This window comes from Sphingobacteriaceae bacterium GW460-11-11-14-LB5, from assembly GCA_002151545.1.
Classification (GTDB): domain Bacteria; phylum Bacteroidota; class Bacteroidia; order Sphingobacteriales; family Sphingobacteriaceae; genus Pedobacter.
The window spans coordinates 3485468-3504480 of the sequence record CP021237.1 but is presented as its reverse complement, the minus strand read 5'-3'; the positions used below and the strand labels follow the sequence as shown (position 1 = coordinate 3504480).

Below are 19013 nucleotides of genomic sequence, written 5' to 3'. Positions count from 1 at the left end.
TATAGGAGCGGTTCGGTCCTGCTGTACGCTGCTCCCGAAGAAACCTGTGAAACAAGCAGGCACACAATAAAAAAGTAAAAACTAGTGCTTAAATCGGGATCCGCTGCCATCAGGGCTATTAATAAAGGCTTGTGTTCAGAAAACCATCACAATCATCGTCCTCGTTTGAAACGAGGACGAACGGGAAAGGCGATTTTATCGCGATTGTTTTCTCTTTGTGCATTGCAAATGCACGTCTCGCTAATCCTCGTTACAAACGAGGACTATTTGGTTATGATCGTCCTCGTTCAAACGAGGACGATATCAACACTATACCGCATCAATCTTAAACCTTCTAATGGCGAGGTAGAAAAAGGTAATGGAATATAAACCCGCCAGTAATCCTGCACATACTGCAGATGGGGTAATCCCGAAATCGTGATTTTTAGGGAAAGAGAAATGGAGTGTAAGCATCAATGCAAATACAGCCAAAATGCTATACAAGCCATTTAAGCCTGCTTTTTTTAATATAAAAGGATAGCCTGTAATTTTTTCATCTATCTTATAATTTATAGCGCCTGAATGCTGCAGCTCTTTTATTTTCTTCAAAATATCAAGTGTAATCATAAACGGCAGCAATAACGACATGGGCAATAAAAACCTGGCCAGATTTTGCTCCCCGCTAAATAAGTGAACTGAATTTTGCGCTTTAAAAGCAAAATAGGGTACCACGGTATTCAATACCGTGTTTGGGATAAGGTGTAAAAGCAGGTTTTTGCGCACAAATTTCCGCCAGTTCGACACTTTTGCCTGCTCATCGTATTCCACTTCATCAGACATTGGCCAACTCGTTTAAATTTTCCTTAATCAGTTCCATTGCCCGGTCTTTGATCTGCCAGGCTTCAAATTCTCGCAGAAACGATTCGTTCGACATAAAAGAGAAATCCAGCTGGCCGTTAAAAGTGCTGCATACTAAGGTATTGGCATTTTTCCATGGGAAAGCAACCGTAGGACTATAAATGGTTTCAATAGCAAAATGCTGATAATCTTTCGTGATGTTCAAAAGCCCCATGTTACTGAGTGTCACATCATGTGTGCCCTTTGTTGTTTTTAAAAAACCAATCATTTTATTTACCGAAGAATGGAAATATTCACTCATGTTTAACAGGTCGTGAACTTTCATTTCTGCTACTTTTGCCTCCAGATCGGTTTTTAATTTTCGCGTTTTTGTCCAGAAATCGCTTTCCGTCTGGTCAAGTTTTAACTCTACAATGGGGGCAAAGGCAAACATGGTATCCTGCTTGATGGTTTCTACAAAACGCCTGATATCAACCGGACAGATTACCTTACCATGAGCTTTGGTGCCTTGTACCTGCTTAAAAGCTTCCATAAAGGCCACGCATATGGCCGCATGAACAGTCGTGTTTTCTTCCTTACACTTTACCAGGAGTTTTTGGGTATCCTGTTCACTGATTTTCCAATGAACAGCGTAATTGCTCCGGTCGACATTATGGTTAGAAGTTGCTTTAAAAAAGAAAAATAAACGGCCAAGCGCGGCAAAAATTTTCCCTTTAAAATGGGCTGCTTTAGTAATTGCAAATTCTTCCGGCAGCAGATCGCGAACAGAAAGAAACGAGGGATAAGGCGCCAGATCTTGTTCAGGATGATCAATCAGGGTCATGAGCTCCCGCATTAGATTTAAAATGGTAGTTCCATCGCAAATACAGTGTGGGAGCACCAGCAAAAGATCTGATTCGGTTTCACCTTTTAACCAGACTAACCTTGCTAATGGCTCATTTGGGGCATCAAAAAGTTTATACCACTCTACTTTTGATTGTGTTAACCAATCCTGATCTGTTACACGTTGAGCAGTTCTAACCGGTATTTTACTGATGTTTTCGTTTCTTACGAAATAGGGTGTTTTGCCTGTAGCATCAATATTCATTTGCAGCAGCGGGTGTTTCTGCTGAATTTTATCCAATGCCTTGTGCATGTTATCTTCACTGATTTTACCAGAAATTTTTGTGCCAAAAACACAGTTTAAGGGTGTTTTAGCATCCACATGCATGATTCTTTCTCCTAAAATTAATCTTCTTTTCATGCCGTAGCGGTTAAAATTTCAATTGGTTTTTCAATATGTTCTTTAAGGATGGATATTACTTTTTCTTTAATGGCTTCTGCTTCAATAAATGGCACGTAGCCTTCACTGGCCACAAAAGTAAAATCCATTTGGTTGCGGTAGGTGGAGGCGATCATAGTGGTGGTATTACCCAATGGTCCCATTACCGAAGGACTGAATATGGTTTCTACTTCGAAGTTGTGGTATTGGTATGGGATATCGATTTTACCCAGGTTTGAAAACATACAATCGTTGCTCGATTTCCCGTATTTTAAGAAATTGGTAAAATTATTAAGCGCCGGATGGCAGGCTTCCATCATCATCATTAAGCTGTAAGGATTCAGTTTGGCTGATTTATCGTTCACATCTTTTTGTAAGGCCTTCACATTATCAATAAAGTCTTTTTCTGGCAGCAGGGAAAGTACAATCATTAATCCGAAGGCAAAAATGTGATCTTTTTTAATAATCGGGTTAAAGTTCCTGATATCAACCGGTAACGATATTTTGTTAAATGCCTTTTCTTTTCTTACCGCTTTAAACGCCGTTAAAACAGCAGCGCTCAACAAAGTATTTACGGTAAACTGATTGGTTTTGCAAAACTGGATGATCTGTTTAGTGAAATCCTGATCAAATTTCCAGTGCAGCATAAAATCTTTTTTTCGATCTACAGCTACTTTTTTAATCGGGATAATCCAAAGTGCTAAAGTGGCCATTTTGCCAATCAGTCCGTTTTTAGCTCTGTTTCGGTAGCTGTTTAAGATCTTCTTCGGAATCACATCTTTTACGCCCATAATCGGAATTTCTTTTCCAATATCGGTATCAGGATCATCCAAAAGCTGAAGCAATTCTGTCAGAATCGACAGTGCCGAAGTGCCATCGCAGAGGCAATGGTGATAGACCATCAAAAATTCGGATACGGCTTTACCTCTAACCCAGGTAATGCGGCATAGTGGTGCAATGGTAGCATCAAAAAGGGTTTTCCACTCATAAGTAGATTCCTGCTCCCAATGCTCATCATTTAATCTGTCCACAATCCGGACAGGAATCCTAAAATTTTCGGTAAGATTGGTGACAAACCATGGCCTTTTATCTTCGTCAAAACGTATTGCAGCGGTTAACCAGGGATGTTTTTTCTGGATTTTAAATAAGGCAAACCTTAAATCATCTTCTTTGATTTCTCCCCTGATTTTGAAAGGTATTACAATGTTAAACGGACTTTTCCCATCTCCGTATAACATCCTTTCGCCAAATAGCAGTTTTCTTTTCATTTAGGTTAGTATTTTAAACATTTCGTCATCCCGAATTTACGCGTTCCGTCATCCTGAATTTATTTCAGGATCTTAATAGCAGGAAAGATGCTGAAACGAGTTCAGCATGACGATCACTCTTTCATTATCTAAGTCCAGAGTTGTCAACTTCTATGCGAACGGGCTATCAAAGTTGACAACTCTATGAACCTCAGCAAAATCTTCAAGCAATTGCACGGCTTTATCGTTACCACCAGCTGCGATGAATGTTTCTTTTATTTTTTGTGCCGCATGGCGATATTTTGGATTTTCCAAAAGTTCGAAAACGGTATCCCTTAAATCGCTGATGCGTAATCGTTTGTAACGGATGCTTACGCCACAACCTGCCTGCTCGATTAATTTTGCGGTATGAAAATGATCGTAAGCAATTGGCGTGATCAACATCGGTAAACCATTGGTGAAAGTATCGTTTACGGTATTGAAACCACCGTGGCAAATTACCGCATCCATGTGTGGCATTAATTCTGATTGTGGAACAAAACCGTTTACAATGAAGTTATCAGGCCACTGTTCGAAAATATCTGGATTGGTTGCGGCTACAATGGTTACGGGCTGGTTTTCGAAAGCTGTAATCAGTTTCTGAAAGAATTCCTTACGGATATCAACCAATAAAGTACCCAGTGAAACAAAAACTTTAGGCGTGGTGGCCTGACTTAAACGTTCCCAATCAAAAGGGGCTAAATTTGGTCGGCCTTTTACCGGACCAACAAAATGCATGTGCGGTGGTTTTTCTTCAAAACCTGCAAAAGCTTGTGAAGTGAAAACCATGTTCAGCTGGTGCGAATGGATATGAATCTCATCGCTGCAAATGCCCACTTCTCTTTGTAAACCTTTAATCAGGTTTTGTTGCCACTCGAATATTTTGGGTGCACTGTTGGCGGTATCGCCCATCACATCAGGTGGTACCGGTGTGGTAGTAACCGATGGTATGCCTTTTAAGTGCGCACTTAATGCACCAGCGAAGGTTATACAGTCGTTGATGATGACATCAGGTTTCCAGGCATCAACGAAATTGTTCAGTCCTTTCATCATCATTTTGGCGAAAGGCACATAAGTTTCTTCAAGTGCGAGTTTCATCACCTCCGGCCCGGAACAAGCCGGACCATCATCCTGACGTTTTAAAATGCGTTGTATTTCATCAGCACACTCCGCCAGATCATCTTCAGGATAAATAAATTCGCCACCCTCTGGTAGGTGCACCTGAGCAAGCGGCGTGATACCCAGCCATTTTACCTCATGGCCACGAGCCAGTAAACTTGCGCCAATACTTAATGTTGGGCTAATATGACCGAAAAAGGGCGGGACAACGAAAAGGAATTTTGACATAATGTATAATTTAACTGATGAATACGTTTGAGGTTTTGTTGCTTAATGTTTCCAGTAAATCGGCTGCGCTTTCTGTTCCGCCGGCTTCGATAAAGGATCGTTTAATCTGTTCTGCGGCGATTTTATAACTGTCGTTTTGCAACACTTTGTTTACGGCTTCTTTCAGGTGATTGGCTTTAAAACGGTTAAAGTTTAAGCGTTCTCCGGCACCTACCCTAAAAACGCGTCCGGCTACATGGCTTTGATCGTATGCAATTGGAATAACCACCATAGGCAGGCCATTCATCAGGGTTTCGCAAACGGTATTGTGTCCGCCATGGCAAACCACAGCATCGAGATGAGGTAAAAGTTCCAGTTGCGGTACCTGGCGCTGCACGGTAAAATTAGCAGGCCATTGCTCAAATAAAGTCGGATCTGAAACGACCACCACATGCAGGTCTTCATCAGCAAAAGCTTCGATTACCTTAGCAAAAAAAGCCTTTTTGTGCTCATGATCGAAAGTGGTACCGATGCTAACCAGTATTTTAGGCTTGTTTATCGCGTTAAATTCGTCCCAGTTAAACGGAACTACATTTTTTCTACGGTTAAAAACGGGACCAATAAACTGGAAGTTTTCTGGTAAATCCATTTCTCCGAAAAAGTCTCTCGAGGTAAATACCATCGTTAGCAAATCGGAGCAGGCAATCGAAGCTGTGGCGTTGATACCGAATTCTTTTTGTAAAGCCACAATCTGATTGACTTCCCATTCGTGCACTTTTGGGAGCTCGTCCATTACTTTTATGGCTGCAGGGGCGGTAACCGAAGTGACATAAGGATAGTTTGTATTGCTTGCGGCAATGGCTCCGGCAAACATTTGATGGTCGGTAATCACCACATCGGGCTTAAACTGATCGAGTAAATCGGCAATGCCTTCGTAGCTGTGTCTGTTGAGTGGAATTAATACTTCTTCATACAAAAATTTGATGCTATCGATCCCGTAAACGATTTTTTTGGTAATGATATCGAGGTATTTTTCGGAATCTTTTTTCTGCTGGTCGTTTTGATCGTAACTAATCAACAGCAATTCGCCTCCAAGGGGAAGCTTCTCGCCCAATGATTCATCTAAAGTAATCCATCCTACACGGTGGCCTCTTTCCAGCAAAGCTGTACCCATGCTCAATGTAGGGTTGATATGACCGGTTAGGGGAGGAACAACAAATACGAATTTTGCCATGTGTGTTTAATTTTATGTTTTCAGGAAGAAGTTTAATAATGCTTCAGCAATAACTAATGGTTGTTGGATCGGGATATTATGATCACCTGGAACGGCAATTAATTCTGCATTTTCAATCATTCCATCCAGGTGTTTTCCTGCATTCAAACAATTCGAATCAGTACCGTACAACAGTAAAGTCGATTGTTTTATGCTTGCTATCGCTGTGCTGCCAAAAAAGTCTTTTTCCAGTTCCATGTCGGTTTTAATCGAAGTTTGATAAAAGAGGTATTCGTACATGCGGTGGTTGCGCTCCATTTGCCTTTTACCCATTTTCACTTTGGTGGTATCGGTAAAGTTTTCGACGTAATGTTCTAAAAACTCGCGGCTATATTCATCTATAATGCCTCTTGTTTTATCATCATTTGGGTCCGGAGCTTCAATTATGGCCAGTTTGTTTATGCGCTCGGGAAAACGGATGGCCATTTTTAAAGCGATCAATCCACCAAAACTATAACCGCCCAAATGCACTTTCTGCAGGTTTAATTCCTCTATTAGGGCAAACAGATCGTTGGTCATGCTTTCCAGGTCATATCCTTCCAAAGCCTTTTCGCTCATACCATGACTTTTTAAGTCATACAGTACCACATGGTATTTTGTGGCCAGGAGTGGCGCGATATTAAAATAATAGACAGACAGGTTACTAAACATCCCGTGAACGAGAACGATGGTTTCAGCAGCTTCTTTATTGAGCTCCTGAATATGAACCGATTTGCCGTTTACCGTTATGACTGGCATTCTTCGATGTAAGAGATGATCATGCCTAAGTTTAAGTTGATCAGCTGATCCAAATCCATGGAAGATAACCAGCCGGTAAAATCAATCTGTTCGCCAAAATGCGCTTTGATTTTTTCAGAAAAGGATACAATTTCGATGCTATCCATTTCCAGGTCCTTGGTGAAAGAACTTTCAGGAGTGATATCCATTTCTTCAACAAACTCTTCGCCGATTACTTCGGTGATGAATTTTTTCATGAGGTCGAAAATTTCTTCGCTGCTTAATTTTGTAGTTATAGTGTCCATCCGATGATATAGTTTTTATGTTTGATTGTTTTGATTGTGATGTTATTGATGCGTAATTCTTCTCCGTTGATTTCTTCAACAGTATAAGCCTTAGGATTGCCTTGTAAACCTTTGCCCAGATATTTTCCATAGGCTTCTTTCGCTACCCAAAAGCGGGTTGCCCATTCGATTTTATCTCTGCTTTCGAGCAAGGCCATTTCATGATCGTTAAAAACAAGATCGAAGAAACCAGCACTCCGTTCTTCAATATGTTCGATATCGATCCCAACGGGTTCGTTAAAACGCGCTATGCCTACCGCATCGGTACCTTTATGTGCAATAGAGATATGAATGTTTTCTGTTAAACCGCCCTTAACGTAAGGTTTTCGGTGTTCGTCGGAATAAATTTCGAAGGTGATGGGGTAACAGGCCTGGTTTTTCTGTGTATTTAGTAAATTCCGTACGGCATCTTTTGCGGCCACGCGACTGATCATCCAGGTTCTTCTTTTATTCGGTAAGAGGTTTTGGTGGTGTTTCTTCTCGGTCTGGTTGAAATATCTTTTCAGGATAAAATCCCACGATACTACGCGCGAATAAGCATTGCCGAAAAGGAAAACGCCTGGTGCAACCTCTTCTGATAAACGGTTATGAAGTGGCGACATCGATACGTTCCAAAGTGCTTCGTCTATTTCCAACCGGCGGTTTTGCCAGCCTGAAATGATGAGCCAGGTAATGCCGTCTCTTTTCATGACGATATCGGCAGTAGCAAATTCGTCGTTGATTTCGGTGAGTACACAAGTACATTCGAAAGTACCTTGCTGATCGGCCATATCGCCAAAGAATTCGATTTCCTGAATTTTAACCGGGAATGCAATCCGATCTTTCTCTAAAGTGAGCTGCAGCCATAAACCAAATAACTGCCCCGCATTATCGAGCAATGAGCCTTTTCCGCCTGATGCTTCAATGAGGCCTGTAATTCCTTTTTCACCAACTGCAATCAGCTTTTTGATGCCTTGATAATCCGGACCATGGAACATGTGCGCATCGTAAATCTGCGCGGAAGTACGGTCGATATCCAATAACTTTCCGATGTCGAAAGATCTGGCTGGAGCAGGGTTCAAGTGCGTCGCCAATTGTACTTCTGCATTAGCAAAGCGCTCTAAATTAAGATAAACCCTTTGTTCGTCTTTCCATTCGCCGGTTACCGTTTCCTGAAAAGGTTTAACTACATTCATCCACTGAAATACCCGCATGTTCATGATTTTCTGCACCTTTTCTTCGGGCGATTGTGCATTGGCGATTTCAGCAAACACTTCAAAAATCATGGTCATTGGGATTACCGGATCCATATCTTCAACCGTTGGCCAGCCCTTCGGTTGTCTCAATAGCGAGTGATCGATGAGGTAAGGACAGTTGTCTAAACTTACATCCAGTGTTTTGCTAAAGGGTTGCCTTACTGGTTTTATTGGTTTCGCCGGCGCCCAATTGCTTGGCTGATCGACCTGTATAGCTGCATTTTCAAACAATTCGATCATTTCGCTCTGCATGTTGATCATCTCCATTACATTCTCATTAAAAGCCTGTAAAACCGGATGTTTGGCCTCCACAAAAGTTTTGGGCTGTGCTGGCTGAGGCTGTTTAATGGTTAAACCTTTAAGCGTTTGTAGGTTATGGATCATCGGCGAACCCAGTTCGAGTTTAATGCCTTTGTTTTTTTGCGGAGGTGTTGATTTGATGTTGCCCAAATAATTGAGGCCGATTTCTTTTCCTTCAACAAAAAGCGCGGCCAAAACCCTTTGCAACTGTGTGATGCCCGAACGGATCGGCACATTGGCACTGATGGTGCTGATTTCTTTCCCCCTTAAAGTATCGTCAATAAAACCGACCAAACCACCTGAGCCCACCTGAATAAAAACACGGGCACCTTCTGCATATAGTTTCTCGGTAAGCTCGCGGAAACGCACCGGTTTGATTAAATGTTCGGCACTTAGCTGACGGATGGCTTCGAAACCTTCAGGATATGTTTCTAAAGTGGTAGCCGACCAAAGCGGTGTGGTCGTTTTCCGGAATTGCATATCCTGCATGCCTTCGAGGATTAATCCCAGTTTATCGGCCACAAATGGCGAGTGGAAACCCGATTGGAAAGGCAAAATCTGATGAAAAATCTGTTTCACCTTTAATATCGGAACAAGCTCGTCAAGCGCGATTTTGCTTCCACAAAGGATTACCTGTTGCGGACAGTTATCGTTCGAAAGGTATAAATCGGGTATACTTTCGATTATGGGTTGAAGTGCATCTAAACCGCAACCCACGGCAATAAAACGCGAATCTTTCAATTCAAAAGTTTCAGGGTTTAGCACATTCAGTAAATTCATAACCGAACTTTCTTCTGCCAGCTCCGAAGATCTTGCGGCCAGCCATTCGCCTAGACTGTGGCCTGCGTTCATATCAGATTTGATGCCCAATTGTTTTAATGCCTGATCTAAAACACTGCTTTTGTTCAGTATGTGGAGGGCCTCGCTTAAAAGACCATCTTGTTTCTCGTTTTCATCAATATGAATGTTGAAATAATCGGCTACCGATTTAATTTCGCCTCCTGTAAGTCCATCTAAACCAGGGAAAACAAAAGCTATTTTTCCATCGTTTGCCAATAGTGGTGCATTGGTGTACCAGATATCCTGTTTATTTCTCCAGGGAGAATTTTTAGCCACAATTTTTAAGGCTTTTTTGATCCGCTCCGGATTAGGGTTAAATAAGACTAAACGGAAGTTTCCATTTCCAATGTTATAATCTCCATTTTCAAGCGATTCGATCAAAGCCTCATGGCTTGGTCTTGCGATGACCAATACTTCATCTTTTTTAGGTGTATCGTAAGCAGTTAATACTACGTGAGCGTTAATTCCACCAAAACCAAATGCATTTACGGCAGCCAGTTTTGGCAAACCCGATTGGTTCCAGTCTATCGCTTTTTGCACGGCAGAAAAACGGGTTTCAGCTAATTGCGTTACAGGTTCATCACAATGTAAAGTAGGGGGGATAATACCATGATATAAAGCCAGGCTCGATTTGATTAAACCTGCAATACCTGCTGCGGGCATGGCATGGCCAATATTCGATTTCACTGAACCGATACCTGCTTTGGGTAAATCTGCATCCTGACCGAAAAACTGTTTCAACGTTTCCACTTCAGTTTTATCGCCAAGGGGCGTACCTGTTCCGTGGGCTTCTAAATAGCCAATATTTTTACTTTCCAGTTCTGCGTTTTTCCAGGCTTCGGTAATGGCTTTTAACTGGCCTTTAACCGATGGACTCATTACACTGGTTCCGCTTCCATCGCTGCTAATGCCTACACCTTTAATTACTGAATAAATTTTATCCTGATCCCTGATGGCATCTTCGAGGCGTTTAAGCACTACAAAACCACAACCTTCGCCAATGATCAAGCCATCTGCGTTTTGATCGAAAGGTTTAATTTTTTCCTGTTTGGATAAAGCGCCCAATTGTGAAAAAATACTCCAGAAAGCCGCATTCTGACCTAGATGTACACCGCCAGCAATAATCATATCGCAACGGCCACTATTCAGTTCCTGCACGCCATGATCAACTGCGATGAGCGAACTGGCACAGGCGGCATCTAAAGTAAAAGCCAGTCCACCTAAATTAAGGCGGTTAGCTACTAATGAAGCTACTAAATTAGGGATTAATCCCATTGCCGTGTCGGCACTGAAACGGCCTTTACGCAATTGAAATTCGTGTTTTACTTTTTCTATTTCAGCATCGGTAAGTTGTGGCATCAGATCTTTCAATACACTCGAAATCTGTTCACCTGTTCTTACAATTTCGATGGCACGTGTTGCGCCAGGTCCCACATAATTGCCTTTGCCAATGATGATCCCTGTTTTGTCGAGGGCATATTTTTTTTCAAATACCGAAGCATCTTCAAGCGCCTGATGAACCAGATCTAAAGTTAACAGGTGATCGGGTTCAGTACCTTCAACAGCTAAGGGTAAAATGCCAAAGCGCTGCGGATCGAATTGATGATCGGGGATAAAACCGCCACGGTTACAATAAAAACGATCTACTCCGCTCACGGTTTTATCGAAATGTACAGGGTCGATCCGGTCGGCCGGAACCTCTTGTGTAGAATCTACCCGGTTGATAATGTTCTCCCAGAAGGTCTGCATATCTTTCGCACCCGGAAAAATGCATGACATTCCAATAATTGCTACGTCGCTTTTCTTCATCTTGTTCGCTTAGGGGATCTTCTAATCTTAGTTCTATTAATTTTATTTGTACCAACTATTTTTAATCTGTTTCACTAATGCGATCGTCATAAGGCTGTATCATCTGTAATTCAATCAAATTGTCACGTTGAGCCCGTCGAAACGCCTTTTAAGACATTTGAAAGGTCCTTCGACAAGCTCAGGATGACAGTTCTATATTGATATCGACAGAAGACCCTTCTATGTCCAGGTGTTTCCAGCCATGATTAATACCTGGCTTTCTTTACCATATTTAAGTTCGTTCAAAAAAGTTTCCATTCCATCCTGTAGTGGAATCAATGCAATTCCCCTGCGCTGGTATTCTTTCTCTAAGGTTGGCGAAACCATACCTACCCCTTTCCACGGTCCCCAGTTAATGGCCATTACCTTGCCCTGGATTTTTTGTTTTAAGGCCCAGGCATATTTATCCATCACACTGTTTGCTGCCGCATAATCGGTTTGCCCACGGTTTCCGTAAACAGAAGCGATGCTCGAGAACAGGATCACAAATTGTGTTTCTGGTCTTAATTGCTCAGCCAATACCCTTAACGGGGTTACTTTGGTATCGAAAACGCGTCCAAATGATTCAGAGGTTTTGCTATGGAATAATTTATCTTCCAATAAACCTGCACCATGTACCACGCCATCAATACGGCCGTAATCTTCATAAACCTGATTGATCAAACGGGTCAGTGCTTCTTCATCTTTAAGGTCTAACGATTCGTAAACCACGGTAGATCCACCTTCTTCTAAAGTGGCAATGCAACGTAAAATCTGGTTGTTTTTATAAATTCTGTTGGTTTCCTGTTCTATTTCGGCAGGTTTTTTAATCTCGCCCTGTTTAATTAGGTACTGCCTGATCTCGTCTTTTGTTTTCAAGGAAGCGCTGGCTTCATTTGCCGAGGAAATCGGATTTGCCGAACGGCCAACCAGGATATATTTACATGGATAATCTTTCGCGAAATGAATCATCAGTTCGGCCGTTATGCCTTGTGCGCCCCCTAAAACCATCACCACAGCATCTTTATCCAAATGGATGTGCGCATCGGTTTCGGTGCTCAATTGGTGCGGCACCAATTCCATAATATGCCTTTTATGGTCGTTGTAAATGATCTCCGAAGGTTTATCCGGATTCAGGATTTCGTTTAAGGTAATATTGGTGATTTCATCCGGCGACATTTTGGTTTCGAGACTGATGAAACGGCATTTGGTATGCTCGTATTCGCGGTCTAAACTTTTGAAGAAACCCGAATATCCTTGATAATTTCTTAAGAAAGAAATATCAGATTGGTCGTTAAAATATTGTTTGGTGTCCGCAATCAGATACACCCATTTTACGGTATCAAAATTTAGTTTTTTAATCGTTGCGAAATGATCGAGAATACCCACTTTTTGCTGTGCTTCGAACATGTTCAAAATAATGAGGCCCTGATAGCCATCCAGTGAGTCTTCAAAGCTTACCAAATCGGCAATGGCACCATGTTTCTCGAGCACTTTTTTGATTTTGATCGCCTGACCTCCACCGTCATCGGTTAAGGCAAAACGCTGCCCTTTTAAAATGGCTGCTTCGGTAATGGTTAGGGCGGCAGGAGTTAGCTCAAATCTTAAACGCGATAATTTTTCTTTAACCGTTTGATCATCGATGCTCTCCTCAATAAGCTTTTTTGCCTCGGTAAGCACCTCCGAGCTTTCTGCTTCAACATCGGCAATCCAGTTAACCAGGGCATTTAAAGTTTTAATTGCGGCCAGTTTCTCCATTAAATCATCAGCCTGTTCGCTTTGCGAACCGAAACCGATTTTTTCTTTAAGCGATGCAATAATTTCCATCCTTTTGATCGAATCGATACTTAAATCGGCTTCAAGATCTAAATCCATACCCAGCATTTCTTTTGGATAGCCGGTTTTCTCACTTACCACCTCAAGAATGGCTGATTTTAACTGATCGATTGAAAATTTTGCCTGCTCGGATTGAATGATAGGCGCTGATGTTACAGCAGCTGCGCTAACCGCTTTTGGTTGTTCCGTATTTTCTGTAATCCAGTTTATGAGGCTGCTTAAAGTTTTAAGACCGGCAAGCTCCTCCATAATTTTATCTTCCGGCAGGTTCAATTGAGAGAAACCACCCAGTTCGGTACGTAAAGCACCGATAATTTCTACACGTTTAATGGAATCGATACTTAAATCGGCTTCAAGGTCCATTTCCATGCCCAGCATTTCCTGTGGATAGCCTGTTTTATCGCTCACAATTTGTAAAAGCACCAGTTTTAAGTCTTTTTGTTCAATTGCAGGCGTAATTACCTCAATCGTTTGTGCCTGAGGTACTTCCTGTTTTGCTATGATCTGGTTTTCAATGCGAACTGGCTGAGGGACCTGATATGAGGTTAAGGGTTGATTAATGATTTGCGAAGGCATTGCGGGAGCTTGTCCTAAAAAGGAAAGCATCACATCGCGTTGTGCCTGAATCAGCATTTTCATGCTGTGCAGGTATTCCTGCATCATCAGGTCTTTGGCTGAGCCATTAACCTGTTGATTTTCAGTTGGTGTAGCGGTAGTATTCATAAGGATGATCGGTTTAGTAATAGGGGAGGCACCATTTGCCGGAAGTTTACCTGTTGATGGAACAGCGTGTTGACCATTCACGTACCAGATGGCCGGACTTTTTTTATAGATATCAAGTTCATCCAGTTTGATGGTTTTAACTGAACGGCCTTCGAATAATTTTTCGAGTTTGATTTCACGGCCGGTAGCCATATAGCCAGCCAACGTGCCTAATAAATGACTAAGTTTATTCTGGCCTTGATCCTCGGTGTGTAAAATCACTTCGTCTTTGCCAATGCAGTATTTGGTTAAACCGCTTAGCACCTTGCCAGGGCCAACTTCTACGAAAACCCTGGCGCCGGCGGCATACATATCCCTTAGTTCATCAACAAAAAGGACAGGTTTTATCAAATGGTCGGTTAAACGTTCTTTAACTGCGGCAGCTTCAACAGGGTATTCTTTTGCCGTAGTATTAGACCATACGGGGATTTTAAGGTCATTAAAATTTACACCAGAAAGCACTTCCTGGTAAAGCTGTTTCGATTTGGCCACCAATGGGCTGTGGAAAGCACAAGCCACTTCAAGCGGACGGAACGATATTTTAGCCTCTTTTAACACGGCGGCCAGTTGACTGATGGCTGGAGTGCTGCCGGCAATAACACATTGCGTTGGCGCATTAAAGTTTACCGGATAAACAGCTGCAATATCACCCAGGTATTGTGCAAGATCTTCCTGTTTTGCGCTCACAGCAAGCATGGTACCCGGATCGCCGTTTTCTACAGCATTTAAGATCGCTTTTGCCCTTTCTGCACTCAGGTGAACCAATGCTTCCTCTTCAAAAGCACCTGCAAAACAAAGTGCAGGCAATTCGCCGTAGCTGTGACCAGCCACCATATCAGGCACAATGCCCAATGATCTCAGGAAGTTGGCAATGGCCAGATCAACAATACCCAAAAGTGGTTGTGCCATGCGGGTATCTTTAATCTGCTCTTTTTGAGCTTTTAGATCCGCATCATTAAATACGGTATTGGGGAAAAGGACTTTTTCGTATTCAGGATAAGCCTTCAGCAGTTTTCTCATTTCAGGGAAAACCACGAAAAGATCCCGGGCCATATTTACCCTTTGGCTTCCTTGTCCAGGAAACATAAAAGCGACTTTACCTTCCTGTTTTTGGGTGAGGTAAGTATCTTTACTTTCTACGCCAGATAACACCAGGTCGATTTTCATCACTAAGTCTTCTGCATGATTGGCAACGATACTCAATTGAACAGGTTTGTTATCTGTTGTGGCTAAACTATAGGCAATATCTTTCAGTTCGATCTGATCGTTCAGTTCTAAAAGGTTTTTTACAGAGATTACGCGGCTTTTGGCTTCCTCGTAAGTATCTCCCCTGAAAACAAACAGTTCAGAAGGCCATGATTTTAAGATCGAATTTTTATTTTCTGTGTTTTGCGCACTTTCCAATACGGCGTGGAAGTTTGTTCCGCCAAAACCGAATGCACTTACACCGGCATATCGTTTTTCTTCCATCCATAAACCAGCTTCGGTATGGAAGGCAAAAGGACTGGTTTTTGCGTTGTAAAAACTATTTGGTGTTTTTAAGTTAATGGTTGGCGGTTTAATGCCATGGTAAACCGATAGCGATGCTTTAATTAAACCTGCGATGCCGGCGGCACATTTGGTGTGGCCAATCTGCGTTTTTACTGAGCCTAAATGTGTTTGTCCTGCAGTTGCGCCGGACTGGTTAAGCATATCCGTTAATGCGCTGATTTCTGTTTTATCACCAACTACGGTACCTGTACCGTGTGCTTCTACCAAACCAATCAACGAAGGTGTAATCCCAGCCTGGCTATAAGCCCTTTCTAAAGCATTTACCTGTCCGTTTTTACGTGGCGCAGTTAAACCCAGGCTTTTTCCATCACTTGAGCCGCCGACACCTTTAATAATAGAATAAATCGTATCGCCATCGCGTAAAGCATCGTCATATCTTTTTAATACGATCATGGCAATCCCTTCGCCAAGGGCAATTCCATCTGCTTCAGCATCAAAAGTAGCACACCTTCCTTTTTTAGAAAGGGCATGTGTACTCGAGAACATCAGGTAATCGTTAATGCCATTGTGCAGATCTGCTCCTCCGGCCAAAACCATGTCTGATTTCTCTAAAAATAACTCCTGACAAGCCAGATCGATTGCTGCAAGCGAAGAAGCGCAAGCCGCATCAACGGTATAATTTCTGCCGCCCAGGTTTAACCTGTTGGTGATCCTGCCCGAAATTACATTCGCCAAAATACCCGGGAATGAATCTTCTGTGGTCTTAGGTAAGGCAGCATCCAATTCAGCTGGCATTTCGCCAAAAACCTGTTTGTAAAAACCTCTGAAGCTATAACTATTGGCGAGGTCGTTTCCACCTTCGGCACCAATAATTACCGAAACATTTTCATTGTCTACACCACCATCGGCATAACCAGCGTGTTGCATCGCCTGTTTGGCCACCATTAAGGTAAGCAGTTGGGTAGGCTCTATGGCCGCGAGCGATTGCGGCGGAATGCCAAATTCTAAGGGATCAAAATCTATCCTTGGGATAAAACCGCCCCATTTAGAGTGCGACATATCGCCGGCAGTAGAATCAGGGTTATAATAGAGTTCTTTATTCCATCTTTCATCCGGCACTTCGGTTACCGAATCTTTACCCAAAATGATATTACGCCAATATTCTTCGAGGTTTTTAGCCCCAGGGAAAATACAGGCCATACCTACAATGGCCACGTCCAATGCTTTTGCCTTATTTTTGGGAGGCGAGGAAAGTGTAGCGTTTAAAATATGTGAATAGTTATTGTCGGCTACATTCTGGTGAAGATCGAGTAATGACATGATACGTTTATGCATGGGCGCAACCTGACCGATCATGTACATACCCAGATCAGTTTGTTCAGCTTCGTTTATTTGTACCAGCTTATCGCCACGTCTTTCGATTCCTTTTGCAGCAATACGTAAACGGCCAACATTTAACGTTTCCAGTTTGGCCCAGATTTCTTTTTTATCCATTCCTTCGGACTGAAGTTTCTTTTTTTCTTCATTAAAGAAGGTGGCAAATGAAGAATTTAAACACCTGGTTTCGTGTCCCGGTGCAGTTTCGAGCAAAACAGTTTCGTTTGCCTGCATGGCTTCCTGCTGGAATTTATCTAAAATAGCACCTGTACTGACCGCTTCTTTAGTATATAAATATGCGGTGCCCATTAATACCCCGATTTTCATTCCCCTGGCAGCCAAAGGAGCAGCCATTACTGAAATAAAAGCGGTTGAAAAAGCATCATGAATACCACCTGCGAAGAAAATGCTGATGCTTTCGGGATTTTCTTCCTTTAACAAACGTTCGATCTGTTTTTCCCACAATACCATGCTCGATAGTGGCCCAACGTGACCACCACATTCGCGACCTTCGAATACAAAACGTTTAGCGCCTTCTTTCAAAAACATATCTAAAAGAGAGGCAGATGGCACGTGAAGGAAGGTTTTAATCCCTACCTTTTCAAAAGGTTTAGCTTGTGAAGGTCTTCCACCCGCAATTAACAAAACAGGAGGTTTTGCATTTAATATATAATCTTGTTGCTCGTCTCTAAGTTCCTGTGGTGCAAAACCTAAAATACCTACACCCCAGGTTTTCTCACCAGCCAGTTTTTTGGTTTCTTCGATCAGGTTTTTTGCTGATGCTCCTTTTAATAAGGATAAGGCTATAAATGATAAGGCGCCAGCTTCGGAAACGGCATTAGCAAATGGAGCGACATCACTTACCCTGGTCATAGGTCCCTGCGCAATAGGATAGGTGATGTTCAGATCTTTGGCTAACGAATTGTCTGCCTTAATAATATTGATGGCTTTAGCTTGTTTTAAATGGCCATAAATGGCTTCTTTTATTCCAAAAACCAATTTATCGAGCTTTTTATATTTGCTAACCAGGTCAATTGATAAGGCAATATCCTGACCCATTGGAAGGTAGTTTGTTTCCAGATCGTAACCTTTAAAATATTTTTGAAGGTCATTATAATCTATATCTTCTGCTACTGCCGGCGAATTCGGACGGACCAATACGCGGGTTTTATCAATCAGTTTGGTTTCTGTTCCACTTAATTTGCCGCAAATAACTTTTAATTCTTCAGGTACCGCACATTCTGGAAATAAGGCCAGCTGACTATCTAAAATGATTCCCGTTGCGCCCTGCGCCATTAACGAGGCCGCAGTATGGATACCCACGCCACCCTGAACCCAAACCGGAAGGGAAGTAATTTCTTTAATAACCCGTTGAAAAAGTACAAAAGAAGATTCGTATGCCACACAGCCAGCACCTTCATTTCCTTTTACCACTATCCCGTCGGCTCCGTTTTCTTGTGCTGCTAATGCAGATTCAAGGTCGTAAACCTGATAGATAATTTTTGCCGATGTTTTACGTTTTAGCGCAAAATCATAAGGTGCAATGATTAAACTTACCTGTGTGGGAAGATCAATGCTTGCTAATGCTGCTGAATTGATACTTACACCGAAATCTGATATGCCTGCTTCCAGGAGTGCCTGAAGGGCTTTTTCTGCTTCATTTTTACAATGTCCAAGACTGAGAACCGGAAAGCAATCTGCTTTTTGTAAATTGGAAACCAATCTGCTATCAGGGATTTCGAAGGGAGTTACTCCAATAATGGCGTGTTTGTTCATGGCTTTAGATTTTGATTCTAATCTTCTGTTTGGTGGATGATTTAAGCGCAACATAATGGTTCTTTATGCCGGCCGTAATACACAATAACACAGCTTTTTAGCGCTGAAAATAGTGTGTATGATTAATTAGACTAAGATACGAATTGGTTAAGTCAAATTGTTTTAAAAATTTATAAATGAATGAAGTGAACAGGTGTCACCGATACAATCAATTTTTTCATTCAGAAATGAATTTTATGAACAAAATTCTTATTAAAAATTTCAATTATGCTTCTTTTTATCGTTTGTTTAAGTTTCAAGTACAAAAGAAGCTGCCCCAGGTTGGGTTAATATTAATAATGGGTTAATTTATGAATTAAATTTTGTAAATATCTGGTTTGTTATGTTTTGTGTTAATTTTTTTAAGTTTTTTGATAAGAAAATATCGAATTTTTATACGATTTAGTTTAAGAAATTCAGTTTTTAATGTTATTTAATTGTATTTGTTTGTGTTGTTGGTTTTGGATTTGAAATTGCTGAAATTTT

At 41.8% G+C, this 19013-nt stretch carries 9 protein-coding genes; all 9 read right to left on the bottom strand.

Annotated elements, in window-relative coordinates; genetic code table 11:
- Positions 1 to 309: 309 nt before the first annotated feature.
- Positions 310 to 819 (bottom strand): hypothetical protein, encoded by a 510-nt coding sequence (locus CA265_13915; protein ID ARS40693.1) that lies wholly within the window; start codon positions 817 to 819, stop codon positions 310 to 312.
- The gene (locus CA265_13910) at positions 812 to 2080 is read right to left on the bottom strand and encodes a hypothetical protein (protein ARS40692.1); all 1269 of its coding nucleotides are present in this window, start codon (positions 2078 to 2080) and stop codon (positions 812 to 814) included. The genes CA265_13915 and CA265_13910 overlap by 8 nt, the downstream gene beginning before the upstream one ends.
- Entirely contained in the window at positions 2077 to 3366 is a 1290-nt protein-coding gene (locus CA265_13905) for a hypothetical protein (GenBank protein ID ARS40691.1), read from the bottom strand. Before CA265_13905 ends, CA265_13910 begins: the two co-directional genes overlap by 4 nt.
- 150 nt (positions 3367 to 3516) lie before the next feature.
- Entirely contained in the window at positions 3517 to 4731 is a 1215-nt protein-coding gene (locus tag CA265_13900) for a glycosyl transferase (GenBank protein ARS40690.1), read from the bottom strand.
- 10 nt (positions 4732 to 4741) lie between these two features.
- A complete protein-coding gene (locus tag CA265_13895; GenBank protein ARS40689.1) occupies positions 4742 to 5944 on the bottom strand; it encodes a glycosyl transferase in 1203 nt (400 codons plus the stop codon).
- A gap of 12 nt (positions 5945 to 5956) precedes the next feature.
- Complete coding sequence (locus CA265_13890) at positions 5957 to 6721, bottom strand: alpha/beta hydrolase (GenBank protein ARS40688.1); 765 nt, start codon at positions 6719 to 6721, stop codon at positions 5957 to 5959.
- On the bottom strand, positions 6709 to 7005 hold the full coding sequence (locus CA265_13885; GenBank protein ID ARS40687.1) for an acyl carrier protein: 297 nt from the start codon (positions 7003 to 7005) through the stop codon (positions 6709 to 6711). Before CA265_13885 ends, CA265_13890 begins: the two co-directional genes overlap by 13 nt.
- Positions 6993 to 11228: a beta-ketoacyl synthase gene (locus CA265_13880; protein ARS40686.1), complete on the bottom strand. Its 4236-nt coding sequence runs from the start codon at positions 11226 to 11228 to the stop codon at positions 6993 to 6995. The genes CA265_13885 and CA265_13880 overlap by 13 nt, the downstream gene beginning before the upstream one ends.
- A gap of 219 nt (positions 11229 to 11447) precedes the next feature.
- Positions 11448 to 18488: an erythronolide synthase gene (locus CA265_13875; protein ARS42992.1), complete on the bottom strand. Its 7041-nt coding sequence runs from the start codon at positions 18486 to 18488 to the stop codon at positions 11448 to 11450.
- Between the last annotated feature and the right edge of the window lie 525 nt (positions 18489 to 19013).